General features: G+C 59.8%; 21 protein-coding genes. 11 read left to right on the top strand and 10 right to left on the bottom strand.

The window, feature by feature from the left end:
* Positions 1 to 57: 57 nt before the first annotated feature.
* From ACQKIK_RS18540 to kdgD, 7 genes are all read right to left on the bottom strand, one after another.
* The gene (locus tag ACQKIK_RS18540; RefSeq protein WP_499137049.1) at positions 58 to 975 is read right to left on the bottom strand and encodes an aldose 1-epimerase; all 918 of its coding nucleotides are present in this window, start codon (positions 973 to 975) and stop codon (positions 58 to 60) included.
* A 190-nt stretch (positions 976 to 1,165) separates the two neighbouring features.
* The gene (locus ACQKIK_RS18535) at positions 1,166 to 2,095 is read right to left on the bottom strand and encodes a 2-hydroxyacid dehydrogenase (RefSeq protein WP_499137048.1); all 930 of its coding nucleotides are present in this window, start codon (positions 2,093 to 2,095) and stop codon (positions 1,166 to 1,168) included.
* 39 nt (positions 2,096 to 2,134) lie between these two features.
* A complete protein-coding gene (locus ACQKIK_RS18530) occupies positions 2,135 to 3,553 on the bottom strand; it encodes an FAD-binding oxidoreductase (RefSeq protein WP_499137231.1) in 1,419 nt (472 codons plus the stop codon).
* Between the two features lie 62 nt (positions 3,554 to 3,615).
* Positions 3,616 to 5,169, bottom strand: a complete 1,554-nt coding sequence (garD, locus tag ACQKIK_RS18525; protein WP_499137230.1) for a galactarate dehydratase — start codon at positions 5,167 to 5,169, stop codon at positions 3,616 to 3,618.
* A 202-nt stretch (positions 5,170 to 5,371) separates the two neighbouring features.
* Positions 5,372 to 6,715: a glucarate dehydratase gene (gene gudD, locus ACQKIK_RS18520; protein WP_499137047.1), complete on the bottom strand. Its 1,344-nt coding sequence runs from the start codon at positions 6,713 to 6,715 to the stop codon at positions 5,372 to 5,374.
* Positions 6,716 to 6,837: 122 nt separating this feature from the next.
* Entirely contained in the window at positions 6,838 to 8,280 is a 1,443-nt protein-coding gene (locus ACQKIK_RS18515) for an aldehyde dehydrogenase family protein (protein ID WP_045427307.1), read from the bottom strand.
* A 93-nt stretch (positions 8,281 to 8,373) separates the two neighbouring features.
* The gene (gene kdgD / locus ACQKIK_RS18510) at positions 8,374 to 9,285 is read right to left on the bottom strand and encodes a 5-dehydro-4-deoxyglucarate dehydratase (protein ID WP_045427304.1); all 912 of its coding nucleotides are present in this window, start codon (positions 9,283 to 9,285) and stop codon (positions 8,374 to 8,376) included.
* A gap of 630 nt (positions 9,286 to 9,915) precedes the next feature.
* Between kdgD and ACQKIK_RS18505 the strand changes: the two genes are divergently transcribed.
* The 4 genes from ACQKIK_RS18505 to ACQKIK_RS18490 all read left to right on the top strand — a co-directional run bounded on the left by ACQKIK_RS18505 (position 9,916) and on the right by ACQKIK_RS18490 (position 14,416).
* A complete protein-coding gene (locus tag ACQKIK_RS18505; RefSeq protein ID WP_499137046.1) occupies positions 9,916 to 11,310 on the top strand; it encodes an enolase C-terminal domain-like protein in 1,395 nt (464 codons plus the stop codon).
* Positions 11,311 to 11,359: 49 nt separating this feature from the next.
* A complete protein-coding gene (locus tag ACQKIK_RS18500) occupies positions 11,360 to 12,328 on the top strand; it encodes a Bug family tripartite tricarboxylate transporter substrate binding protein (protein ID WP_499137045.1) in 969 nt (322 codons plus the stop codon).
* 69 nt (positions 12,329 to 12,397) lie between these two features.
* The gene (locus ACQKIK_RS18495; protein ID WP_046161298.1) at positions 12,398 to 12,886 is read left to right on the top strand and encodes a tripartite tricarboxylate transporter TctB family protein; all 489 of its coding nucleotides are present in this window, start codon (positions 12,398 to 12,400) and stop codon (positions 12,884 to 12,886) included.
* A gap of 9 nt (positions 12,887 to 12,895) precedes the next feature.
* The gene (locus ACQKIK_RS18490) at positions 12,896 to 14,416 is read left to right on the top strand and encodes a tripartite tricarboxylate transporter permease (protein ID WP_499137044.1); all 1,521 of its coding nucleotides are present in this window, start codon (positions 12,896 to 12,898) and stop codon (positions 14,414 to 14,416) included.
* A gap of 82 nt (positions 14,417 to 14,498) precedes the next feature.
* Here the strand turns inward: ACQKIK_RS18490 and ACQKIK_RS18485 are convergent, their stop codons facing one another.
* Positions 14,499 to 15,653: an L-talarate/galactarate dehydratase gene (locus tag ACQKIK_RS18485; RefSeq protein ID WP_499137043.1), complete on the bottom strand. Its 1,155-nt coding sequence runs from the start codon at positions 15,651 to 15,653 to the stop codon at positions 14,499 to 14,501.
* 412 nt (positions 15,654 to 16,065) lie between these two features.
* Here ACQKIK_RS18485 and ACQKIK_RS18480 point away from each other — a divergent pair, with 412 nt between their 5' ends.
* The 6 genes from ACQKIK_RS18480 to ACQKIK_RS18455 all read left to right on the top strand — a co-directional run bounded on the left by ACQKIK_RS18480 (position 16,066) and on the right by ACQKIK_RS18455 (position 21,816).
* Positions 16,066 to 16,890 (top strand): NAD-dependent epimerase/dehydratase family protein, encoded by an 825-nt coding sequence (locus ACQKIK_RS18480; protein WP_499137042.1) that lies wholly within the window; start codon positions 16,066 to 16,068, stop codon positions 16,888 to 16,890.
* 36 nt (positions 16,891 to 16,926) lie between these two features.
* Entirely contained in the window at positions 16,927 to 17,826 is a 900-nt protein-coding gene (locus ACQKIK_RS18475; RefSeq protein ID WP_499137041.1) for an SMP-30/gluconolactonase/LRE family protein, read from the top strand.
* An 86-nt stretch (positions 17,827 to 17,912) separates the two neighbouring features.
* The gene (locus ACQKIK_RS18470; protein WP_045427275.1) at positions 17,913 to 18,887 is read left to right on the top strand and encodes a TRAP transporter substrate-binding protein; all 975 of its coding nucleotides are present in this window, start codon (positions 17,913 to 17,915) and stop codon (positions 18,885 to 18,887) included.
* Positions 18,888 to 18,953: 66 nt separating this feature from the next.
* On the top strand, positions 18,954 to 19,481 hold the full coding sequence (locus tag ACQKIK_RS18465) for a TRAP transporter small permease (RefSeq protein ID WP_045427272.1): 528 nt from the start codon (positions 18,954 to 18,956) through the stop codon (positions 19,479 to 19,481).
* Entirely contained in the window at positions 19,482 to 20,762 is a 1,281-nt protein-coding gene (locus ACQKIK_RS18460; protein ID WP_046161302.1) for a TRAP transporter large permease, read from the top strand.
* A gap of 145 nt (positions 20,763 to 20,907) precedes the next feature.
* A complete protein-coding gene (locus ACQKIK_RS18455; RefSeq protein ID WP_499137040.1) occupies positions 20,908 to 21,816 on the top strand; it encodes an EamA family transporter in 909 nt (302 codons plus the stop codon).
* Between the two features lie 120 nt (positions 21,817 to 21,936).
* On the opposite strand, the gene ACQKIK_RS18450 is transcribed toward ACQKIK_RS18455, so the two are convergent.
* Positions 21,937 to 22,689 carry a FadR/GntR family transcriptional regulator gene (locus ACQKIK_RS18450; RefSeq protein ID WP_064482292.1) on the bottom strand — a complete coding sequence of 251 codons (753 nt, stop codon included), beginning with the start codon at positions 22,687 to 22,689 and terminating at the stop codon, positions 21,937 to 21,939.
* A gap of 169 nt (positions 22,690 to 22,858) precedes the next feature.
* Here ACQKIK_RS18450 and ACQKIK_RS18445 point away from each other — a divergent pair, with 169 nt between their 5' ends.
* Positions 22,859 to 23,104: a PA2433 domain-containing protein gene (locus tag ACQKIK_RS18445; protein WP_045427260.1), complete on the top strand. Its 246-nt coding sequence runs from the start codon at positions 22,859 to 22,861 to the stop codon at positions 23,102 to 23,104.
* Positions 23,105 to 23,665: 561 nt separating this feature from the next.
* Here ACQKIK_RS18445 and ACQKIK_RS18440 read toward each other — a convergent pair.
* Positions 23,666 to 23,941 carry a hypothetical protein gene (locus ACQKIK_RS18440; protein WP_499137039.1) on the bottom strand — a complete coding sequence of 92 codons (276 nt, stop codon included), beginning with the start codon at positions 23,939 to 23,941 and terminating at the stop codon, positions 23,666 to 23,668.
* Between the last annotated feature and the right edge of the window lie 577 nt (positions 23,942 to 24,518).

Genomic DNA, 24,518 nt, shown 5'->3' with positions numbered 1-24,518 from the left:
GCGCTCCCACCCCTCGCCCGCCTTTCGACTCTAAGCTATCGACACCTGGGTGAGACGCTACTGGACGGTACGAGCCGTACGCTGAATCTGCAGTTTGCAACTGACCTGCATGGTTTCGCCGGGGTCGAGCGTACGAATGCCGTTCGCGGCCGGATCGTCCATGCAAAGCGCATTGTTGGCATGCGAAACCGGCTCGACCGCAAAGAAGCCCATCTCTGCCGGCGGCGTAAACACGACCAGATGATCGAGTGCCTCGCTGGGATGCATGGTTAGCTCTACCCCTTCGTTCGGCCAGTGGATGGTAACGGGCCCGGTACGCCCAACGAAGCAGTTGTCCAGGCCGGGTTCCTGCAGCGGCGCTTCCGTTGAAAAGTCCCATTCCTTTGGGACGGGCGTCCTCTGTGATGGCAGGTTTCGGGTGTCGTTGCGCCAGACTGCACTCGCACCGAACCGCAACCAACAAGCGTCGTGCCGGAGGAAATACGGATGCCAGCCAAGCCCGGCGGGCATCGAGCGGTTGTCGATGTTGCGCAGCGTCAGTTGCAGCGCAACGCCGCCATCGTCGAGTTTGATCTGGTGTGCGAGCTCGAATGCGAACGGCCAGTCAAGTACGGCCTCGCCCTCGGGCCGATGAATGAGCGTCAGGCAAAGGCTGGTCGGGCTTTGCTCCGTTATCGTCCACGCACGCTTCCAGGCGACGCCGTGAATCGGTAAAGGATGTTCAGCAGATAGGCGGCGCAACGGGTAGCGCTGACCGTCATGCTCGAAGGCGCCATCACCGACTCGATTGGAGAAAGGTGCAAGGACGAAGCAGCCCGTTCGCCGCACGCTGTCCGTGCCGTCCCAAGGGCGCAGCAGATCGATGCCATCGATGCTCAGTCGAGTGATTGCACCGCCCAGCCCGGGGCACACCGACAGTCTCAGCGGGCCGCGCAGAAGCTCGACCTCGGTCAGATTCGGTTGAAGTTCAGGCATCGCACGGCCTCTTAGGCGAGCCGAATTGCTCGCTGACTTGAATTGAAATGGCGCCTCGCGGCCGCGTGCTTGTGGCTCGCGGTGTTCGGCGCCCTAATGATGTTGCTCTGAAGTTATCTGACCCAGGCTTTTGGCCAGGGCCATCGGCGACCGAGGCCGCCTGTCATCTGAAGCGCACGAATGTGTCCGCTCAGACAGCCGTCAGCACCTCACCGCGTTCGAGAAATGCACGCAGATTGGCCAACAGCAATTCTTCCATTGCCAGCCGGGTTTCCTCGGTGGCGCTGCCGATGTGCGGCAGCAGCACGACATTTGGCAGATTGATTAGGGCCTGAGGTACGTTGGGCTCCTGGGCATAAACGTCGAGACCCGCGCCGCCCAGCCGTCCTTCGGTCAGTGCCTCGATCAATGCCGGTTCGTCCACCACAGAGCCGCGGGCAACGTTGATCAAAATTCCTTTCGATCCAAGCGCCTCGAGGACGTCTCGATTGATGAGGTTGCGGGTGCTCTCGCCACCAGGACAGGTCAGAACGAGAAAGTCGCTCCACTGCGCCAACTCGACGAGATTGGACTCATAGCCATAGGCACCGCCCTCTACCGGTCGACGGTTGTGGTAGCGCACCTGCATATCAAAACCACTGGAGCGCTTGGCGATCGTTTCACCAATGCGCCCCATGCCGACGATGCCCAGTCGTTTCCCGCTCACCTGCTTCGCAAGCGGCAGGCCGCCGGAGGGCCACTCGCCGGCGCGTACGAAACGGTCGGCACGGGACATTTGCCTGGCGCTGTCGATAATCAGCCCAAAGGCCAAGTCCGCCACGCAATCATTGAGCACGTCTGGCGTATTGCTCACCGGGATGTTGCGCGCGCGCGCTGCCGCGACGTCGATCGCGTCGTAGCCGACGCCGAAACTGATGATCGCTTGCAGGTTGGGCAGGCGCTCGATCAGCTCCGCCGTGCAGCCGAAACGACCGGAGGTCACCACGACATCAATGCGCTGAGCATTCTGGTTAACCAACGCATCGGCACCCTCCTCCCAGAAACGCAGCACCTCATGCTCCGCGGCAAGGCCACGGTTGAAACGTTCAGTCAGGGGGCCGATTTGGAGTATGCAGGTCACGGTGATTACCTCGAAAAGTGGGAACGCGTGGAGGCGAAGTCAGAGCACCTTGCCGGGGTTCATCAGGCCTCTGGGATCTAGCGTTGCCTTGATTGCACGCATCAGCGCCAGTTCCAGCGGATCCTTGTAGTGCTTGGCTGCGGCGCGCTTGGCCTGACCCAGCCCATGCTCTGCGCTGATGCTGCCCTGAAACCGAGTAGTGGCCTTGTAGATGACGTGCATGATCGCGTCTTGCTGCGCCTTGAAGGCCGTATCGTCAGACCCGACCGGCTTGCTGACGTTGTAGTGAAGGTTCCCATCACCGACATGGCCATAAGCGACGATGCGCACGCCCGGAAACTGGTCGAGTAAGCGCTGATCGGTCGTCTGAATGAACGCCGGAATGCAGCTCACCGGCACGCTGATGTCATGTTTGAGACTTGGACCTTCATGGTTCTGCGCCTCGGAAATCCCCTCACGCATCGCCCACAACGCTGCGACCTGCGCCTCGCTACTGGCCAGTACGGCATCGGTCACCAGTCCACGCTCCAGGGCTTCGCCGATCCCCTGTTCAAGCAGCTCGTTGAGCGGCGCATCAGGTTGGGTGTCGCTAAGCTCGATCAGCACATACCAGGGATGAGCTTCCGCGAAGGGATCGGAGCAAGCGCCGACGTGACGCAGCACGAAATCAACGCTTTGCCGCGACATCAGCTCGAACCCGGTCAGCCGATCACCACATAGACCACGGATGATGCCGATCAGCTGGACCGCTGCATGCGCGCTGGGTAATGCAACCCAGGCCGTCGTCACGCTGCGCACCGCAGGATATAGCTTGAGCACGGCTGCGGTGATGATGCCGAGTGTGCCTTCCGAGCCGATGAACAGGTGTTTGAGGTCGTACCCTGTATTGTCCTTGCGCAGTCCGCGCAGGCCATTCCAGATCTGCCCGTCCGGCAGCACCACTTCCAGGCCCAGCGTGAGGTCGCGCATGTTGCCGTAACGCAGTACGGCGGTTCCGCCGGCGTTGGTGGCGAGATTACCGCCCACGGTGCAACTGCCTTCCGCGCCGAGGGACAAAGGGAACAGCCGCCCCACTTCGGCAGCGGCCTCTTGTACGGTTTGCAGGATGGCGCCGGCCTCGACAGTAATGGTCTCGTTTTCGGTATCGACTTCGCGGATGTTGGTCATGCGCGTCAGGGACAGCACCACTTGAGTGCCACTGGCGTCCGGAATCGAACCGCCACACAGCCCGGTATTGCCCCCTTGCGGTACCAGTGCAATTTCGTATTGATTGCACAGCCGCACTACGGCGGCTACCTCTTCGGTGCTGGCCGGACGTACCACCAGTGCGGCTTCACCGCGGTAGGCATTCCGCCAATCGCTCAGGTAGCTCTGCATGCGTTCGGCATCACAGACCATGCCGACGGCACCGACGACCGCTTCGATCTCGCGGATGAAGTCATCCGGCAGCGCACTCATCTCGTTCTCCTGCGACTGATCATGGAACAGCGCACCGCTTCGATGCGCTGACATAGCTGGGTTCAGGTGATCGGGGCCGGGTTGAACAAGGTGATGTCGTTGTGGATCCGGTGCTGCTCGGCCCAAGTCTTCTTGCGCCCACTGGCGACGTCCAGGTAGTAGTGGAACAGCTCCCAACCCAGCTCCTCGATACTGGAACGGCCAGTGGCAATACGCCCGGCATCCACGTCAATCAGGTCAGGCCAGCGCTCGGCCAGCTCGGTGCGGGTAGAGACTTTCACGACCGGTGCCATGGCCAGACCATATGGGGTGCCGCGCCCGGTGGTGAACACATGCAGGTTCATGCCGGCCGCCAACTGCAACGTGCCGCAGACAAAGTCGCTGGCTGGGGTCGCGCAGTAGATCAGGCCTTTGCTGCTGAACCGCTCGCCTGGGCCGAGTACGCCGTTGATCGCACTGCTGCCGGATTTGACGATGGAGCCAAGGGACTTCTCGACAATGTTGGACAACCCGCCTTTCTTGTTACCAGGCGTGGTGTTGGCGCTGCGATCGGCTGCGCCGCGCTCCAGATACTGGTCGTACCAGTCCATCTCGCGGACCAAGGCTTCGGCAACCTCCGGCGTTTCAGCGCGCGACGTGAGCATATAGATTGCATCGCGCACTTCGGTGACCTCAGAGAACATCACTGTTGCGCCTGCGCGAATCAGCAGGTCCGAGGCGTAGCCCAAGGCTGGATTGGCGGTGATTCCCGAGAAGGCATCGCTGCCGCCGCATTGCATGCCCAGCACAAGCTCTGAGGCCGGAACGGTTTCGCGCTGTCGGCGGTTAAGCTTTTGCAGACGCGACTCGGCCAGCGCCATGATCTGTTCGATCATCTCGCCGAAACCGGTATTGGAGTCCTGCAAACGGTACAGCCAGGGTTCGCTGAGATCGACCGATGCGTCGCCTTCGTGCATCACCTGCTCTGCCTGCAGCTTTTCGCAGCCAAGGCTGATGACCAGCGCTTCGCCGCCGAGGTTGGGGTTGCGCGCCAGGTTGCGGACGGTACGGATCGGGATGTAGGCGTCCTTGGCATTGATCGCCACGCCGCAACCGTAGCTGTGGGTCAGCGCGACCACGTCATCGACGTTCGGGTACTTCGGCAGAAGCTCTTTACGAATGCGCGCAACAGCGTGATCGAGCACGCCCGTCACGCATTGAACGGTAGTGGTGATACCGAGCACGTTGCGCGTACCAACCGTGCCGTCTGCGTTGCGGTAGCCTTCAAAGGTAAAGCCCTCAAGCGGCTCGAGGCGCTCCGGGACAGCATCGGCCATTGGCAGGCTGTCGAGGGGTGGAGCTGAGGGCATGCGCAGCTGCGTCTCCTTGACCCAGGACCCTCGTGCGATGGGCTCTAGAGCATAACCAATGATCTGTCCGTAGCGGCGCACAGGCTGGTCGACCGCAATATCCACCAGCGCAACCTTGTGGCTTTGCGGCACTGATTCGACCGTGACCAGCCCGTCCTCGAACCGGGCACCGGTCGGCACACCACCATCGTTGACCACCACAGCCACGTTGTCCGCATCGTTGAGGCGGATGTAACGCGGCGAATCTTGATGCTGAATCAGTTCCACGGTGTCGTTCATCTCGGTCTCCGGTCAGGCCGGTTGTTGTTCTGGTCTGGTTCGTTCGCAGCGCGGTAGGGTGGGCTTCAGCCCACCAAGGTGAATGTTCGGGCTGCAAGCGGTGGGCTGAAGCCCACCCTACTCGCCTCCGCGGCCGCGGTATTTCCCCTTGGCCGCCCGCTCCGCCCTAACGCGGTTTCTCGCGCTGGCCTCAGCGCACCATGCACGGCTTCTTGTTGTTGAACGTCCAATCCGGAATCAGGTACTGCATGGCGATGGCATCGTCGCGAGCGCCCAGCCCTTTGGCGAGGTACAGCTCATGAGCCTTCTGCAGCGCATCTTCATCCAGCTCCACGCCGAGGCCCGACTTGGCCGGCACAGCGACCTTGCCGCCGACGATCTGCAGCGGCTCGCGGGTCAGGTATTGGCCGTCCTGCCAGATCCAATGGGTGTCGATCGCGGTGATCTTGCCCGGCGCGGCGGCGGCCACGTGCGTGAACATGGCCAGCGAAATGTCGAAGTGGTTGTTGGAGTGCGAGCCCCAGGTCAACCCCCAGTCGTTGCACATCTGCGCAACCCGCACCGAGCCGCTCATGGTCCAGAAGTGTGGATCTGCCAGCGGGATATCGACTGATTGCAGCTGAACGGTGTGGCCCATCTGCCGCCAATCGGTAGCGATCATGTTGGTGGCGGTCGGGAGACCGGTGGCGCGGCGGAACTCAGCCATCACTTCGCGCCCCGAGTAGCCGTTCTCGGCACCGCAGGGGTCTTCGGCATACGCCAGCACGCCGTGCAGGTCCTTGCACAGATCAATGGCTTCGGCCAGTGACCAGGCACCATTGGGGTCCAGTGTGATGCGGGCATCGGGGAAGCGCTCGGCCAGCGCACGAATCGCCTTGACCTCTTCACTGCCCGGCAGCACGCCGCCCTTAAGTTTGAAATCCTTGAAGCCGTAGCGCTCGTAGGCCGCTTCGGCCTGACGCACAACGGTTTCGGGGGTCAATGCTTCTTCGTTGCGCACGCGGAACCAGTTATCGCTGGCATTCGACTCGTCGCGGTAGCCGAGGTCGGTCTTGTTGCGATCGGCGATGAAGAACAGATAACCGAGCATCTCGACTTCTTCGCGCTGCTGTCCGTCACCGAGCAGTGCGGCAACCGGCACGTTGAGGTGCTGGCCGAGCAGATCGAGCAGCGCCGACTCGATCGCCGTGATGGCGTGAATAGCGATGCGCAGGTCGAACGTCTGCAAGCCGCGGCCCGCGACATCGCGGTCGGCGAATGCCTTGCGCGCCTGGTTCAGCAGACCATTGAAATTGCCAACCGATTGCCCGATCAGAATGGCGCGAGCGTCGTCCAGCGTCTTGCGGATCGCCTCGCCACCGGGGACCTCGCCGACACCTGTGTTGCCGGCGCTGTCCTTGAGAATGAGGATGTTGCGGGTGAAGTACGGACCATGGGCGCCACTCAGGTTGAGCAGCATGCTGTCTTGCCCTGCGACCGGAACCACTCGAAGTTCGGTGATGACCGGAGCACCTTGATTCGTAGAATCGTTCATATGCGTCTCTCTTTTGTTCTTATGGTCCGCGTTGCGGTGTATCGATCTGTTTGCCGCCGACGCGAATCGCCGAGCCGCTGTGCGACTCGGACGGATTGCGCGTCATAGGATGACTCGGCAGATCAGCCGATGTAGGTGGTCTTCACCGTGGTGTAGAACTCCTGGGCGTAACGACCCTGCTCGCGCGGGCCGTAGGACGAGCCTTTGCGACCGCCGAACGGCACGTGGTAATCCACGCCAGCGGTGGGAAGGTTGACCATCACCATCCCGGCCTGGGAATGACGCTTGAAGTGATTGGCGTACTTCAACGAAGTGGTGCAGATGCCCGCCGACAGACCGAACTCGGTGTCGTTGGCCATGGCCAGCGCTTCGTCGTAGTCCTTGACCTTCACCACGTTGGCGACCGGGCCGAAAATCTCTTCACGGCTGATTCGCATGTCGGCGGTGCTGTCGACGAACAAAGTCGGCGCCAGGTAGTAACCTTCAGTGCCGCAGCTGACGCGCTCGCCGCCGCAGGCCAGGCGTGCGCCTTCTTGCTTGCCGATCTCGATGTACTTCAGGTCCTGATCGAGCTGCGCCTGCGATACAACCGGGCCGACGTCCACGCCCTGCTCCAATGCCGAACCGACCTTGATCTTCTTGATGCGCTCGATCATGGCCTCGACGAAACGGTCGTAGATGCCTTCGGTCACGATGATGCGGCTGGATGCGGTGCAACGCTGGCCGGTTGAGTAGAACGCGCTTTGCGTCGCCAGTTCTACGGCAGTGTTAAGGTCGGCATCGTCCAGAATGATCTGCGGATTCTTGCCGCCCATTTCCAGCTGAACCTTGGCCTGACGCCCGACGCAGGTCGCCGCGATGCCACGGCCAACGCCAACCGAGCCGGTAAAGCTGACGCCATCGACGCGCTTGTCGTTGACGATGGCTTCGCCGACTTCGCGGCCCTTGCCCATCACCAGGTTGAACACGCCGGCCGGGAAGCCTGCGCGCGAGATGATGTCAGCAATGGCCCAGGCGCAACCTGGAACCAGATCGGCTGGTTTGATCACCACGCAGTTGCCATAGGCGAGCGCTGGCGCAATTTTCCAAGCAGGAATGGCAATCGGGAAGTTCCACGGTGTGATCAGGCCGATCACGCCCAGGGGCTCGCGGGTGACTTCAACGCTGACACCCGGACGGACCGACTGCAGGGTCTCGCCAGCCTGACGCAGGCACTCACCAGCGAAGTACTTGAAGATGTTCCCGGCACGGGACACTTCACCGATGGCTTCCGGCAGGGTCTTGCCTTCTTCACGGGCCAGCAGGTTGCCCAGCTCTTCTCGGCGAGCGAGGATTTCCAAACCGACCTTTTCCAGTGCATCGGCACGAGCCTGGATGCCGGACGTTGACCACGCCGGGAATGCTTTGCGTGCTGCAGCGATGGCGGCTTCGACCTGCGAAGCGTCCGCTTGGGCATATTCGCCGATAACGTCCGACAGATCGGACGGGTTGATGTTGGCCTGGTAATTCTTGCCAGCTACCCATTGGCCATCGATGTAGTTGTCATATCGCTTTGCGTCTGCCACGTAGCGCTCTCCTTCGTGAGGTCCGCCGCACTGCCTGGTATGAATGAAGGCATCGTTGACGGCGGTTGGGGCGAGTGATAAGTCTGACGTACGTTACTGCGCGCCCTGCTTCTCGATCAGCGCGGCAAGCGCTTCGTACTCGTCCGGCAGCAGGTCCGTCAGTGGTGCACGAACAGGGCCGGCGTCGTAACCGGCGATTTTCGCGCCAGCCTTGACGATGCTGACCGCGTAGCCTTTGCGACGGTTGCGGATATCGAGATAAGGCAGGAAGAAATCATCGATCAGCTTGCCGACGGTTTCGTGGTCGTCGCGAGAAATGGCACCGTAGAAGTCCATGGCCAACTTCGGCACGAAGTTGAAGACGGCCGATGAGTACACGGGTACGCCCAGCGCTTTGTAGGCCGCCGCGTAGACTTCTGCAGTCGGCAGACCGCCGAGGTAGGTCAGGCGCTCGCCGAGGCGACGACGAATGGAGACCATCAGTTCGATGTCGCCCAGACCGTCCTTGTAGCCGATCAGGTTCGGGCAGCGCTCGGTCAGTTGCTCGAGCAGCGGTGCGGTTAGGCGGCAGACGTTGCGGTTATAGACCACGACGCCGATGTTGACCGACTTGCACACCTCCTCTACATGCCGAGCGACGCCTTCCTGGCTCGCTTCGGTCAGGTAATGCGGTAGCAACAAAAGCCCTTTCGCACCGAGGCGTTCGGCTTCCTGAGCGTAGGCGATCGCCTGACGGGTCGGACCGCCTACACCCGCGAGGATGGGCACCTGACCGGCACAGGTATCGACGGCAGTCTTGATGATGTCCGGGTATTCCTGCGGGGTCAGCGAGAAGAACTCGCCCGTACCGCCCGCGGCAAACAGCGCTGTTGCTCCATAAGGTGCCAGCCACTCGAGTCGCTTGATGTAGCCGGCACGGCTGAAGTCGCCCTGCTGGTCAAAGTCAGTGACCGGAAAGGACAGCAAACCAGAAGAGAGGATGGCCTTCAGTTCTTGTGGGTTCATTGTTCGAGCATCCTGTGAAACTAAGAGTAGATGAAGTAGGGCCTCGGCCTTGGAGATACGTTATCGTACAACTTATGGCTGCGCTACCTCTTTATCGAAGATTATTGCCTCGCCGTCTCGGTCCTCATGCGCCTCAGGCTCCTTTCTTGCGCTGACAAAGCTAGCCGATGAAATGCCACGACGTGAATCTGGCTCGAGCCTATTGAAACAAATAAATGACCGGCCGGTCATACGGGGCCGAGTAGTTTGTTTCACCGATTTGACAACCATGAATCGCGCTGATAAAAATCTCAGCAAGTCATACGACAACGTATGACATTTACAACAACCAGAGCCTTAAAGCCATGAATCAATCAGCGGTATGCCGCCTTGCAAACTCCCCGCTCTGCCGCACCCTGGTTAATCCATCGAACGTAGTCAGCACGGCGGCCGGTCAGCGCCACCGCGCCATTGTCTTCGACCGCAGCCGCTGCAGGCCGCGGCACGTGCAATCAAACCGGCCCTTCGTTGCGGGTCTGTTGATCATGACCCGCCAGCCTGAGCAGGCCATCGACCTCTAGAGAACCCATCCCGCCGATTGGCGCTGCCACCTACATTCGCTCATAAAAACAATCAGGAGCAAGACGACAGATGCAAGACACTCGAACGGCGACGACGCCAGTAGTGAAGGAGATGCAAGTCATCCCGGTTGCGGGTTACGACAGCATGCTGCTGAACCTATGTGGTGCCCACGCGCCCTACTTCACTCGCAATCTGGTGATCCTCAAGGACAGCGCCGGCCGCAGCGGTATTGGCGAAGTGCCGGGTGGCGAAGGCATCAGGCAAGCCTTGGAGCGAACCAAAGGTCTGGTGCTTGGCCAGCCGATCGGCCGCTACAACGGGATACTCAACGTATTGCGTCGCGGCATTGCTGGCGGGTCAGCGACGGGCCCGCAGGCTACGCAACACGAGGTCACCTCCGAAGCAGAAGCGGCGGTCCTGAAGCAGCCGCATGAGATCAATCTGCGCCTGGACAATGTCATCACAGCGGTGGAAGCCGCCCTTCTCGACCTGCTCGGTCAACATCTCGATGTGTCGGTCGCCGAGCTGCTCGGCAGCGGCCAGCAGCGCGACAGCGTGCCGATGCTCGCTTACCTCTTCTATATAGGAGATCGCAACCGTACCGACCTGCCCTACCTGGCCGGTACCGGTTCGGCGGATGACTGGTACCACATTCGCCATCAGGAAGCGGTGACTCCGGCCGCCATCGTCCGGCTGGCTGAGGCCGCTACGGCGCGCTACGGTTTCAAGGATTTCAAACTCAAGGGCGGTGTAATGCGGGGTAGCGAAGAGATGCAGGCGATTGCCGGCATCAAGTCACGCTTCCCTGACGCCCGCGTCACGCTTGATCCCAATGGGGCCTGGTCACTGGCCGAAGCCGTTGAACTGTGCAAAGGCCAAGGCCATATCCTGTCCTACGCAGAAGACCCGTGTGGCCCAGAGAATGGCTACTCCGGTCGCGAGATCATGGCCGAGTTCAAGCGCGCTACAGGCATTCCCACCGCCACCAACATGGTCGCCACCGACTGGCGTCAGATGGGCCATTCGCTGCGCCTCGAAGCGGTCGACATCCCATTGGCTGATCCACATTTCTGGACCATGCAGGGCTCGGTACGACTGGCGCAAATGTGCGAGCAGTTCGGCCTGACCTGGGGTTCGCATTCGAACAATCACTTCGACGTCTCGCTGGCGATGTTCACCCATGCTGCGGCCGCAGCACCGGGCAACATTACGGCCATCGACACCCACTGGATCTGGCAGGAAGGCCAGGAGCGTCTGACCCGTGAACCGCTGCAGATCGTTGGCGGCGCGGTTCAGGTGCCGGACAAGCCAGGCCTTGGCATCGAACCGGATATGGACCGGATCATGGCCGCCCATGAGCTGTACAACAAGGTCGCCACCGGCGCCCGAGACGATGCCATGGCCATGCAGTACCTGGTCCCTGGCTGGAAGTACGACCCCAAGCAACCAAGCCTGGGCCGCTAACAAGAAGACCAAAGAAGCGCCGCAACCCCAACCACCGGAGAGACATACAATGAAAAAAGCTATCAGCGCCTCCCTCGTTTCCGCCCTTCTCGCCACTGCCGTCAGCAGTGCCTTTGCTGCTGAAACCGAATGGCCCACTCGCCCGGTACAGGTCGTCGTCATTGCCAACGCTGGCGGCGACACCGACTTCAACGCCCGCACCATGGCCAAGTACTTCACCAAGCTCACCGGCAAAGCGATGGTCATCACCAACGTCGCGGGCGGTGGCGGAACGCTCGCAGCCGAACAGGTCAAGCAGGCCGATCCGGATGGCAACACCATCCTCTTCACCCATACCGGACAGATGATCGTCAACGAGGTTGCTGGCCTGACCGAGGACAGCCTGGACGCCTTCGATATCTGCTGTATCGCGGGTGTGGACAAAGGCACCGTATTCGTTGCCTCGAAAAGCTCAGGCCTGAAGACGCTGGAAGACCTGATCTCCAAATCCAAAGCCGAACCGAGCAGCGTCACCTACGGCACCGAGATGGGCAGCTACTCCCACTTGCAAGGTCTGATGTTCCAAGGCCTGACCGACACCAAGCTGAAAATGGTCGACGCTGGCACAGTGTCCGAGAAAGTCGTCGCCCTGCTGGGTGACCGTATCGACCTGGCCGCAATCAGCTACGGCTCGGTCCAGGATTACGTGACCAGTGGCGAAATGGTCGCCCTGGGCCAACCCAACGACGAGCGCAACCCGCTGCTCGGTGACGTGCCGACGTTCAAGGAGCAAGGCGTCGACTTCGTCATGGAGAAGCCCTACATAGTGGCGTTCCCGGACGGTACTGATCCGGCAATCATCGAGAAGATGTCAGGCATCGTGAAACAGATCACCGAGATGCCTGAGTACGAGGAAGAGCTGCGCAAGACCTTCAAGCAGCCGGTCAGCTATTTCGATACCAATCAGTCGATCGACCGCCTGACGAACACCCGCGAAGACTTCATGAAGTACAAGGACGAACTGCGTCAGAGCAAGTAACGCCCGCGGCACGATGCCGGGCGTAGCCGCTGCGCCCGGCAGCCTTCCCTCTGAATCGAGAGCAGTCCTATGGATACCTACAAGAGAAAGGAGTTACTGGTCGGAGCCCTGATGCTGGGTGCCGGCCTGTTCTACCTGTTCCTGACGATCAATCTTCCGCGCAAAGGTTTTATCGACGCCTCCACCGTTCCCTACGTGCTATCCGTTGGGCTGTGCCTGCTGGGCGCGCTGCAGTTGCTGACCGCGACCAAGGCAACCCAGCCTCCCGCTGATCCCGATGCGGATGCTGACTCGTCGGCTGCAACGCCACCGGACTATCCAACGGTATTCAAAACGCTCGGATTGATCGCGGTCTATGTTGCCCTGCTGCAAAAGGTCGGCTTCCCGATCATGACCGTGCTCTATCTATACGCGCAGTTCATCGTCATCACACCGCGCGAGCAGAAGGTCAACCACATCACCTACATCGTCATCGCGGTGGTGACCTCCGCTTTGATCTTCTTCACCTTCCGGCAGGGCTTCGATCTGATGCTCCCGACCGGCTTTCTGAAAATCTAGGAGGCGGCCATGTTCGAATTACTGCAGGCCGGCTTTGGCGCGGTTTTCTCGCCCTATATCTTTATCCTGATCACCCTTGGCGTTGCCGTGGGCATCGTCTTCGGTGCGGTTCCTGGGCTCTCGGCTACCATGGCGATCGCGCTGTGTTTGCCGCTGACTTACACCATGGGCCCTGCCGCGGGCCTGTCACTGTTGGTGGCACTGTTCATCGGCGCGACCTCCGGCGGCCTGATCTCCGCCATCCTGTTGAAGATTCCCGGCACGCCCGCCTCCATCGCCACGACATTCGACGGCGCCCCGATGATGGAAAAAGGCGAAGGGCTGAAGGCGCTGGGCGTCGGTGTGGTGTTTTCCTTTCTCGGCACCATCTTCAGCATCGTCGCGCTGATGTCCATTGCGCCCTCGCTGGCAAAAATTGCCTTGCGCTTCGGGCCCCATGAATACTTTTCCATCGCAATCTTTTCACTGACGCTGATCGCCACGCTGTCCACCGGCTCGCTGCTTAAAGGCATCTACGCGGGCACGCTTGGTTTTGCGTTTTCCACGGTGGGTATCGCCCCGGTCGACGCCATCCGCCGCTTCACATTCGATTCACCGAACCTCAACGGCGGTTTCGCCATGCTGACGGTGATGATCGGTATGTTTGCCGTGGCGGAAGTGATCAAGATCGCCGAGACCGGCAGAGCGGCACACAAAAGCAAGATCGCCTCAGTGAGCATGAAAGGCGTGAAAGGCTTTGGTTTCTCCCTGAAGGAGTTCTTCGCTCAGATTCCCAACGCGTTTCGCTCTGGACTGATCGGTATCGGGATTGGCATCTTGCCGGGCATCGGTGCGGGTACCTCGAACATCGTGTCCTACATCATCGCGAAGAAGCGTTCCAAGCATCCCGAGCTGTTCGGCAAGGGGGCTGTGGAAGGGGTCGTCGCCAGTGAAACCGCCAACAACGCGGGCATCGGTAGCGCCATGATTCCGCTGATGACGCTCGGCATTCCGGGCGACACCGTGACCGCGATTCTCCTCGGCGGCTTCATGATCCATGGCATCCAACCGGGCCCGCTGCTGTTCATCAGCCAGGGTGCGTTGGTGTACACCATCTTCGCCGCGCTGATTCTCGCCTCGGTGATGATGCTGGTTCTGGAGTTCTACGGGCTGCGCATCTTCATCAAGCTGCTGGCGGTGCCCAAGCACATCCTGCTGCCGATCATCCTTGTGCTTTGCGTTGTGGGTGCGTTCGGTCTGAGCAGTCGGGTGTTCGACGTTTGGACCATTCTGCTGTTCGGCCTGATTGGTTACGGCTTCGTCAAGGGCGGGATGCCGGCCGCGCCGTTCATTATCGGCTTCATCTTGGGGCCAATGGCTGAAACGAATCTGCGGCGTGGCTTGATGTTGTCCGATGGCGACTTCATGGGCTTTCTCAGCAATCCCATTTCCGCGACTTTCCTGTTCCTGGCGCTGGCATCGGTGGCCTGGCACCTGTTCAGCGCGCTGCGTAGCCGGAAAAATACTGCGGCCAGGCTGCAGGAAACCTGAGTCAGCGCCGCCTAGCCCGCTACGCTGGGCTAAGCGGTACTTAAGCGGTTTCGACACCGCGCCTGAGGGCGCGGTGTTTCGTTCAGGCGCGCTTACCGATCTCCACTTCAGCCAGCGTCCAACCCGCTATCTGGTCGCTCAGGCTCAACCCCAAACCGGGTCGGTTCGGGACGATCATTTTCCCGTCGCGGATCTCCAAACGCTCGTTGAATGCCGGCTCCAGCCATTCAAAGTGCTCCACCCAAGTTTGGTGCTCATAGGCAGCCGCCAGATGCAGGTGAATTTCCATGACGAAGTGTGGGGCCATAACCATGCCGCGCTGCTCGGCCGCATGCGCCACCTTGAGAAACGGCGTGATACCGCCCAGGCGTGGGGCGTCATGCATGATCACGTCCACCGCGCCGGTGTCGACATAACCCAGCGCTTCGGTAGCGCTGGTGAGCATTTCGCCCGTACCGATCGGCGTGTCCAACTGTGCAGCCAATGCGGCGTGACCGGCGACGTCGTGCGCGTCTAGCGGCTCTTCGATCCATTCGAGCTGGTACTGCTCGAGCTCGCGCCCCATTCGCAGTGCAGTGATGCGGTCCCATTGCTGGTTGACGTCAACCATCAGCGGAACGTCTTCGCCTAGATGCTTGCGTAAGGCCTCGACGCGCTGCAGATCCAGACGTCGGTTCGGCTGGCCGACCTTCATCTTGATACCGCCAATGCCGCGCTCCCGCGACTGGGTAGCCTTGTCGAGCACTTCCTCGATGGAGGCCTGCAGATAGCCACCCGAGGTGTTGTAGCAAGGCACGGCACTGCGGTGCGCGCCAAGCAATTTGGACAGCGGCAGCGCTGCACGCCGTGCCTTCAAATCCCACAGCGCTGTATCGATTGCGGCAATCGCCTGCGCCGCAACGCCGCCACGACCGACCGACGCGCTGGCCCAGATCATTTTGCTCCAGAGTCGAGAAATGTCGTTGGGGTCTTCCCCGAGCAGAAGCGGCGCGATTTCCCGAGCATGGGCATATTGCGCTGGGCCTCCCGTACGCAGGCTATAACTAAAGCCGAGCCCGCTATACCCCTGGCTGGTTTCAATTTCCGCAAACAGCAGGCTGACTGACTCAAGGGGCTTCTGCCGCCCGGTCAAAACCTTTGCATCGCTGACGGCCTTGCGCAGCGGCAAGGTTACTGTCCGCAGCTTGACCCAGCAGATGCCATCATCCGCCAGCACCGTGTTCGGTTGAATAGCCATCGGTTGTCCTCGTTCAGGTTAGGAATGCTTGCCAAACGTGCCCCTTTGCACTGCGTTCCACTCTAGAGGACGGTCCGGCTAGCGTCGCAGTGTCATCATACAACCTCAATCCCCGCGGCTGTCAGGCTCGGCCCCATTACTGAACGGCGCCACACTCGACTTTAGTGGTATGTGAATAGACCCGCGGGCTCGCTAGCGTGACCCTTTCATAGCGCAAGATAAGCGCTTTAAGCGGCGAAACCAGTGGCTTGGGGGGCTATTTCCAGACTCGACACCGCCGTGTAAAAGGTCTTGCGCAAGCTTGAAACAATCGACTTGTCAGGTTGACAAAAGCCTATAACCGCAGAAATAATCGAAACAAGTCATCTGACAACCGATGACACCAAAAACAATAAGCGATGGGCAGACCTCAATGACAAGCACGACGACCGCTCCCACACCCTTGAATCGCCTCCTGCTGACAGGCGCCGCAGGAGGATTGGGCAAGGTATTACGTGAAACGCTTCGCCCCTACGCCAAGATTATCCGCCTCTCCGATATCGCCTCCATGGATGCTCCCACCGGCGATCATGAAGAAGTGGTGCAGTGCAATCTTGCAGATAAAGCCGCTGTGCACGCCCTCTGCGAAGGCGTCGATGCAATCGCCCACTTCGGTGGCGTTTCGGTAGAACGTCCTTTCGAGGAAATTCTCGAAGCCAACATCAAGGGCGTATTCCATATCTACGAAGCGGCACGCAAGCACGGCATCAAGCGTGTGATCTTTGCCAGCTCCAACCATGTGATCGGGTTTCACAAGCAGACTGAAACCATCGATGCCAATGCTCCCCGTCGTCCGGACAGTTATTACGGGTTGTCCAAATCCTATGGCGAGGACATGGCGAGTTTCTACTTCGATCGCTACGGCATCGAGACCGTCAGCATCCGCATCGGCTCCTCGTTCCCCGAGCCACTCAACCGCCGGATGATGGCCACCTACCTCAGCTATCGCGATCTGACCAACCTGATCGAGCGCTCGCTGTTCACCCCGAACGTGAAGCACACCGTTATCTACGGCGCCTCGGCGAACCGTGACCTGTGGTGGGACAACCACATGGCCACGCACCTGGGTTTCGAGCCGCAGGATACCTCCGAAGTGTTCCGCGAAAAAATCGAACAGCAACCGCCCTATGCGCCCAATGATCCAGCCCTGATTTACCAGGGTGGCGCCTTCTGCGAAGCAGGCCCGTTCGACGACTGATTCCCGCCACGCCGCGAAAATAACAAGAGAATCGCCATGGCAAACTCAGCAGAACTGATAGTCGACGCACAGAACGCAACGGGCGAGAGCCCGGTCTGGGTGGCCTCCGAGCAGGCGCTCTATTGGGTCGACATACCCAACAGGCAGCTGCTTCGCTGGAAGGCCTCAGATGCTTCCGTGACGCGCTGGACCGGTGATCAGATGATCGCCTGTATCGCTCGCCGCGACGGAGATGCGAATCGTTGGGTTGCGGGTATGGAAGACGGCGTTTTCGAAGTCGCCCCGCAGAACGACGGCACACTCAGCAGCACCCGTCTTGCTGGCGTGCAGCATGGCGCGAGCAACATGAGATTCAATGACGGGCGCTGCGACCGCCAGGGCCGTTTCTGGGCGGGGACCATGGTTATGGATATGGCCGCTGGCACTCGGGCCGGCGCGCTCTACCAGATTGATGGTTCGGCTGCCCGCGAATCGCTCGAGGCTCAGCTGCAGGATTTCATCGTACCCAACGGGCTGGGATTCAGCCCCGACGGACGCACCATGTACCTTTCCGACTCGCACCCCAGCGTGCAGGCCATCTGGGCCTTCGATTACGACATCGACAGTGGCACGCCGAGCAACCGCCGGCTGTTCGTCGACATGAACCAGCACGCCGGTCGACCCGACGGCGCGGCGGTTGATGTTGATGGTTGCTACTGGATTTGCGGTAACGATGCCGGCCTTATCCACCGTTTCACCCCGGATGGACGCCTCGATCGCTCGCTGGAAGTGCCAGTGAAGAAGCCAGCCATGTGCGCCTTCGGTGGCTCCGGCCTCGACACCCTGTTTGTCACATCCATCCGCCCGGGCGGTGATCTCTCCGATCAGCCCTTGGCAGGCGGCGTATTCGCCCTGCAACCCGGCGTCGCCGGACTGGAGGAGCCCCGCTTCCGCTAACGCTTCACCCATAAGGACGGGCACGCAGTGTCCCGGTCTTGACGCTCGCAACGCTGCATACCAACAAAAACAAGACGGAGATTCACATGGACTTCAAACGCAAGTTGCTCATCGCTGCACTTCCGCTGGCCTTCTGCCTGTCGAGCACCGCCTACGCGGAGATGACGCTGAAAATCGCTGAGATCCACCCTGCCGGTTATCCGACCGTGGTCGCTCAGGAAAACATGGGCAAGAAAATCGAAGAAGCCACCGACGGTGAGCTCAAGTTCCGCATGTTCTCAGGCGGCGTGCTGGGTTCGGAGAAAGAAGTCGTCGAACAGGTTCAACTCGGCGCGGTGCAGATGACCCGTGTCAGCCTCGGCACGCTCGGCCCGGTCGTTCCGGACGTCAACGCCTTCAACATGCCGTTTGTGTTCCGCGATCACGAACACATGCGCAAAGTCATCGATGGTGAGATCGGCCAGGAAATCCTCGACAAGATCACCAACTCCGATTTCAACATGGTCGGCTTGGCATGGATGGACGGTGGCGTACGCAATCTCTACACCAAAGAGCCCGTGCGTAACCTTGAAGACCTCAAGGGCATGAAAATCCGCGTTATGGGCAACCCATTGTTCATCGATACGCTGAACGCCATGGGTGCCCAGGGCGTTGCGATGAACACCGGCGAAATCTTCAGCGCCCTGCAGACCGGAGTGGTCGATGGTGCTGAGAACAACCCGCCGACCATGCTTGAGCACAATCACTTCCGCGCCGCGAAAAACTACTCGCTAACCGGTCACCTGATCCTTCCTGAGCCGATCGTGATGTCGAAGACGACCTGGAACAAGCTCACCCCGGAGCAGCAGGAGATCGTCATGAAATACGCCAAGGAAGCGCAGATGGAAGAGCGCAAGCTGTGGGACGAGAAAACTGCTAGCAGCGAAGCCAAGCTCAAGGAAGAAGGCGTCACCTTCATCGAAGTCGACAAGAAGCCCTTCTACGATGCGACCGCCCCGGTTCGCGAAAAGTACGGCGCACCTTACGCCGAGCTGATCAAGCGTATCGAAGCCGTTCAGTAATCCGTTCCCTCTGAAAAACCTCGCGGCGACGAGCTTCGCTCGCCGCCGCGCCTGTGGTGAAGTCTGATGAAAAACACGCTGCTGCGCGTCAACGACGCGATCTACAAGACCTGTGTTTGGGTCGCGGGGCTGGCCATCGTGGTCATGTCCATGATCATCCCCTGGGGGATCTTCGCGCGCTACGTGCTGGGCTCTGGTGGCGGCTGGCCTGAACCCGTGGCCATCCTGCTTATGGTGATCTTTACCTTTCTCGGCGCTGCGGCGAGCTACCGCGCCGGCGCGCATATGGCGGTGACCATGTTCACCGACCGCCTGCCTGAGCATCTGCATCGGCATATCGAACTGCTGGTACAGATCCTGATGGGCATCATCTGCCTGTTCATGACCATCTGGGGCATCAAGCTGTGCATCGCGACCTGGAATCAGTTCATGAGCACGCTGCCGACCCTTCGTGTTGGCATTACCTACTCACCCATCCCAATCGGTGGCGCTATCACGCTGTTGTTTGTCATCGAACGCATTATCTTCGGCGACCAGAGCCACCGGCGTGCGGTCAATTACGAGCTGGTCGAAGACAGCAAGGAGGCCGTGTAAATGGACGCCCTGATTCTACTCGGCAGCTTTGCCGTACTCTTTCTGCTGCGGATGCCAGTGGCATACGCACTGGGCATGTCAGCGCTGATCGGCGCCTGGTGGATTGATATTCCGTTCGATGCAGTGATGATCCAGGTCGCTGGCGGCGTCAACAAGTTCTCCCTGCTCGCAATTCCGTTCTTCGTTCTGGCCGGTGCGATCATGGCCGAGGGCGGAATGTCCCGGCGCCTGGTGGCTTTCGCTGCGGTACTGGTTGGCTTCGTGCGCGGCGGCCTGTCCTTGGTGAACATCATGGCGTCGACCTTTTTCGGCGCGATCTCCGGCTCATCACTGGCGGACACTGCTTCGGTAGGTTCGGTGTTGATCCCGGAAATGGAGAAAAAGGGCTACCCTCGCGAGTTTTCCACGGCCGTTACGGTCAGTGGCTCTGTCCAGGCGCTGCTGACTCCACCCAGCCACAACTCGGTGCTGTATTCGCTGGCTGCCGGCGGCACCGTTTCGATCTCGTCCCTATTCATCGCCGGTATCGGGCCTGGTTTGTTGCTCAGCGCCGTGATGATGACCATGTGTCTGATCTTTGCCCGGATACGCAACTACCCTAAGGGCGAAGTCGTTCCGCTCAAGCAGGCGTTGAAGATCTGTGTCGAAGCGCTGTGGGGCCTGATGACCATGGTCATCATCCTGGGCGGCATTCTTTCGGGTGTGTTCACGGCGACCGAGTCAGCGTCCATCGCGGTGGTATGGGCCTTCTTCGTCACCATGTTCATCTACCGTGACTACAAATGGCGCGAGCTGCCAAAGCTGCTGCACCGCACCGTTCGTACCCTCTCGGTGGTGATGATCCTGATCGCGTTCGCGGCAAGCTTCGGCTACATCATGACCTTGATGCAGATCCCGTCGAAGATCACCACGATGTTCCTGACCCTGTCGGACAACCGCTATGTGATCCTGATGTGCATCAACATGATGCTGCTGGTCCTTGGCACGCTGATGGACATGGCGCCGCTGATCCTGATCCTCACGCCGATTCTGATGCCTGTCATCACCGGTATTGGTGTCGATCCAGTGCACTTTGGCATGATCATGCTGGTGAACCTCGGCATCGGACTGATCACGCCACCGGTAGGCGCGGTACTCTTCGTCGGCGCGGCGATCGGCAAGGTCACTATCGAGAACACCGTCAAGGCACTGCTGCCCTTCTATGTGGCGCTGTTCATGGTGCTGCTCGCGGTTACCTATATCCCCGCGATCTCACTCTGGTTGCCCAGCGTGGTGCTCTGATAGTCCAATAACGCAAACTCCGACGCCGCCCACCCGGGCGGCGTTTTTGCTTTGCAGGCCCGAACGATCAGCAATGAAACAACTGCCACTGCCGTTGCAGACGGCGCCCGAACACCGTGATGCTGCTTAACACAGGATTGACCCGATGCAAGCTGCTACACCGTTTCCACGTCATATTGCCGTACTGATTCTGGCCACCTTGGCTTGCTCGTTCGCAGCCAACCATATCGCCGCGCGCATCGCGTTCGATCACGATACCGGTCTGTTGCTGGCCATGCTCTGCCGCGCCGGCGTGACGCTGCTGGCTTTGGCTGCGCTTGTATTCTGGAGGCGCGAGTCCCTGCGCTTGAGTCGCACCACGTGGCGTTGGCAGATCCTTCTTGGGCTTCTGATCACGGTTCAGAGTTTTTGCATCTACTCAGCGGTCGCGCGCATTCCGGTTGCGCTGGCTCTGCTGGTCGTCAATCTCTCGCCCATCCTGCTTGCACTGCTCACATGGGCGCTGGGCGGGCCAAGACCGACACGCCACGCGCTGGCGATCATGGGACTGATCCTGGTCGGCCTGGTACTGGTTCTGGACGTTCCCACACGTCTAATGACCAGCGAGGCACCTGACGGTCAATGGATTGCTGGCATCCTGTTCAGCCTTACCGCAGCCGGGGTATTCGCGCTGGCGCTGTGGGTCACCGAGCATAAGCTATCCGGCATGGCCGGCTCGGTGCGAAGCATGCTGACATTAGTTGTGGTGTTTGGCGCCTCCGCCCTGCTCGGCGCAAGCGGCGTTATACCAGGTGGTCTAGGCCTGCCCAGCGCAACGGCTGGTTGGATCGCATTGGGTTGCCTGGTACTTCTCTATGGCGCGGCGTTTTCCACGCTCTTCATCTGCATGCCGCGGCTTAACATCGCTCGCAATGCACCCGTCATGAACATGGAGCCGGTCGCTGGAATGCTGCTTGGCTGGTTGGTGCTTGGTCAGTTGCTGGCCCCCATGCAGATACTGGGTGGCCTGATTGTGGTCGGGGGTATCGTCCTGCTGGCGTACCGCAAGAACTGAGCAAACCAACCCGAGGTGAGTTGGCGCGCTTGCGCCAACCGGTGACATTCAATCCACAAAGCTCCATCGGCAGAGACCGACAGCGAAGCACGAGGTCGGCGGCGACTCTGAGAGTCGGTGTCAGCTGACCTTGTCGGTCTCCGCCTCTTCATGAGCCTGACGCAGTCGCTCGCGGCTATTGGTCAGATGCAGACGCATTGCAGCTCGAGCTGACTCTGCGTCCTGACGAGCGATAGCGTCGTAGATCTGCTCATGTTCGCGGCCCAAGCGCTGCTGATAATGCGGTTGGTCATCATGAGCCAGGCGCGCGGAGTTGAGCCGGCTGCGAGGAATAATCGCCGTGCCCAGGTGATTCATGATGTCCGTGAAGTAGCGGTTGCCTGTCGCTTCGGCGATCTGCAAATGGAACTGGAAGTCCGACACGGCCGCTTCACTGGAAAGCGCCGCACTTCGCTGTAGTGAATCCAAAAACTCGCGCATTGCCGCCAGTTGCTCGGGAGTCCGTCGCTGTGCCGCCAAGCCGGCGGACTCGACTTCAAGGCTGATCCGCAGCTCCAGAATCGACAATACGTCACGTAGCGTCCCGATAGTGGCCGGGTCGATGCGTAGGCCGGTGGTGCTTGGAGTATCGAGCACGAAAGTGCCAATGCCATGGCGAGTCTCAACCAAGCCAGACGCCTGAAGACGCGAGATTGCCTCACGCACAACCGTCCTGCTCACGCCCTGGGCCTGCATGATCGCTGACTCAGTCGGCAACTTGTCGCCGCGCTTGATGACGCCGTCGCGGATCTGCTGCGACAGCTCGGTCACAAGTTCCTGTGCGAGGCTGCGGTGCTTACGGCGAACACGTGGCTGAGCGATTTCGTTTTCCATGGACACATCGATCTCTATGAAGCGGACTGGGGCCTATCATAGCCCAGCAGTTGTACGATAACTATCGCAACACTCACCAACTGAGCGCTCCACAACCTTATATCGAAAAGCCGCACGGTTTCCACACCGCTCCTATACTCACGAATGCCACTCAACCGGAGATAAGATAATGCGCCGCTTACTCTTATTCATCGCAGCAGCCGCTCTATCTGCGCCAGTCTGGGCAATGCACTGCCCAATGGACATGGCCAAGATCGACAAGCAATTAGAAAGCAATCCGCCGAGCGATCCGGCAACGCTGGAGAAGGTAAAGGAATTACGAGCCGAAGGAGAGCAGCTGCATAAAGCGGGAGATCACACCCAGTCACTCCAGGTTCTTGAACAAGCACAGGCGTTGCTCGACTCTGCTCAGTAATTGTCGCTATGGATGGCCAGTCCACGCGCTGGCCGTCTTCGCTACGGCGGGTTGGCGTCGCCTAGGCATCTGACTCGCATTTCCTTTCGTTCAAAATCTTCCTCACTGCTGAGCGTGTCGTAGCCTTCTGGGCAGATTTCATCCGCGCGAGTCCTGCAGCCTGCTTGGCCGGCCTTGTCGCAGACGAAAACGTACTCATCGGACGGCTGCGCTGGCGATACGGTCTCAAATCCACTGCAGCCAACCAGTGTCAGTACGGCTCCTACGGTAAGGCTGATGCGATAAGTGTTTTTGAACATTGGCTGAATGTCTCGCTCGATTTGCTACACCGATGCGTTGATCGCCTACCGCGCGTAAGCTTTGGCTGACCCACAGCGGTGAAGTTAGATGATTTCGCTTTGTTCGTGCCTCCCCTATTCTGTTCACCAATAGCGCAGGAGGCGCAGCGGGACAGGGAGGCCCGAAAAGGACCATTCGCAGGCATGCGAATCAAAGGACAACGGAACGACTGGCTAGACGCCTACAGCCCCGCCTCGTGCGGGGCTTTTTATTGCGCGATTACTAACGTGGGTTCGGCGCGTCATCCAGTTCTGCACTATCTGGATCGATGTCAGGCAAACCGTCCATCACCTGCCCTTCCTTGGGATTGTTTCGTGGCGTAGTGCCGTCATTTTGCGGTAGCTCGTCCACTCCGGCTTCGCCGCCAGGGCTGACATCCGTCCGCTCGGATCCTAGAGGCGGTGGCGAGCCAGGGATGATCACGTCATCTGTGCCCGCACGTTCAGCCCTTGATGCATCGTTATTCTGGTTCGATAGAACATCTGGTTTGTTGCCCATCGCTTGATCTCCTCCGCGCAGCGAATGCTTACAGATAAGAGGAGTGAGGCGGTCCTGCGTTCACGAAGATGCCTTGCCACTGGTCCCATGCAATGCGCCAAAGGCGTCGAGGATTGGGCTCAAAACGAAAAAACCGGCTGCGATGGCCGGTTTAGATACAAAGGTATCAGTGTGTCCCGATGGTGCCGGAGCGGGAATCGAATATGCCTACTGGAAGCCTTCCAATGCGGAACATTGTGGTGTATCGCCAGCTACTATACCCCTAAGCGTACCCCTAAAAGTAAAAGTACCCCGTCACGGCCACAGGCCGGACGACCACAACCATGGCCCAGCCTGTGGTAGCCACGATCTGATCAGGCGAGGCATGATGAGGTAGCATCAGCCGAAAAGAGGAGCATATGCCAACCAAGGTCCTCATCAATTACATAATGTTGAAACCCCATGAGTACGGATATGAGGTTCGTACAGACGACGAAGAGTATCGTAAGCGTCCAGCCAAGTCACCTTCCGAACTCCCGCATTAAGGACGATGGTGTCCGCGTATTTTTAAGCGGACGCGATAGCCCTTATCGCCGGG

Source organism: Pseudomonas sp. NPDC047961 (genome assembly GCF_050272435.1).
Taxonomy (GTDB): Bacteria; Pseudomonadota; Gammaproteobacteria; order Pseudomonadales; family Pseudomonadaceae; genus Stutzerimonas.
The sequence above is the reverse complement of the archived record's forward strand: the minus strand, read 5'-3'. Positions and strand labels throughout refer to the sequence as shown.

What these genes read in the sequence shown, in the direction of transcription:
- ACQKIK_RS18540 (WP_499137049.1), bottom strand. Translation starts at nt 975, where the DNA reads ATGCCTGAACTTCAACCGAATCTGACCGAGGTCGAGCTTCTGCGCGGC.
- ACQKIK_RS18530 (WP_499137231.1), bottom strand. Translation starts at nt 3,553, where the DNA reads ATGAGTGCGCTGCCGGATGACTTCATCCGCGAGATCGAAGCGGTCGTC.
- gudD (WP_499137047.1), bottom strand. Translation starts at nt 6,715, where the DNA reads ATGAACGATTCTACGAATCAAGGTGCTCCGGTCATCACCGAACTTCGA.
- kdgD (WP_045427304.1), bottom strand. Translation starts at nt 9,285, where the DNA reads ATGAACCCACAAGAACTGAAGGCCATCCTCTCTTCTGGTTTGCTGTCC.
- ACQKIK_RS18505 (WP_499137046.1), top strand. Translation starts at nt 9,916, where the DNA reads ATGCAAGACACTCGAACGGCGACGACGCCAGTAGTGAAGGAGATGCAA.
- ACQKIK_RS18500 (WP_499137045.1), top strand. Translation starts at nt 11,360, where the DNA reads ATGAAAAAAGCTATCAGCGCCTCCCTCGTTTCCGCCCTTCTCGCCACT.
- ACQKIK_RS18495 (WP_046161298.1), top strand. Translation starts at nt 12,398, where the DNA reads ATGGATACCTACAAGAGAAAGGAGTTACTGGTCGGAGCCCTGATGCTG.
- ACQKIK_RS18490 (WP_499137044.1), top strand. Translation starts at nt 12,896, where the DNA reads ATGTTCGAATTACTGCAGGCCGGCTTTGGCGCGGTTTTCTCGCCCTAT.
- ACQKIK_RS18485 (WP_499137043.1), bottom strand. Translation starts at nt 15,653, where the DNA reads ATGGCTATTCAACCGAACACGGTGCTGGCGGATGATGGCATCTGCTGG.
- ACQKIK_RS18480 (WP_499137042.1), top strand. Translation starts at nt 16,066, where the DNA reads ATGACAAGCACGACGACCGCTCCCACACCCTTGAATCGCCTCCTGCTG.
- ACQKIK_RS18475 (WP_499137041.1), top strand. Translation starts at nt 16,927, where the DNA reads ATGGCAAACTCAGCAGAACTGATAGTCGACGCACAGAACGCAACGGGC.
- ACQKIK_RS18470 (WP_045427275.1), top strand. Translation starts at nt 17,913, where the DNA reads ATGGACTTCAAACGCAAGTTGCTCATCGCTGCACTTCCGCTGGCCTTC.
- ACQKIK_RS18465 (WP_045427272.1), top strand. Translation starts at nt 18,954, where the DNA reads ATGAAAAACACGCTGCTGCGCGTCAACGACGCGATCTACAAGACCTGT.
- ACQKIK_RS18460 (WP_046161302.1), top strand. Translation starts at nt 19,482, where the DNA reads ATGGACGCCCTGATTCTACTCGGCAGCTTTGCCGTACTCTTTCTGCTG.
- ACQKIK_RS18455 (WP_499137040.1), top strand. Translation starts at nt 20,908, where the DNA reads ATGCAAGCTGCTACACCGTTTCCACGTCATATTGCCGTACTGATTCTG.
- ACQKIK_RS18450 (WP_064482292.1), bottom strand. Translation starts at nt 22,689, where the DNA reads ATGGAAAACGAAATCGCTCAGCCACGTGTTCGCCGTAAGCACCGCAGC.
- ACQKIK_RS18445 (WP_045427260.1), top strand. Translation starts at nt 22,859, where the DNA reads ATGCGCCGCTTACTCTTATTCATCGCAGCAGCCGCTCTATCTGCGCCA.
- ACQKIK_RS18440 (WP_499137039.1), bottom strand. Translation starts at nt 23,941, where the DNA reads ATGGGCAACAAACCAGATGTTCTATCGAACCAGAATAACGATGCATCA.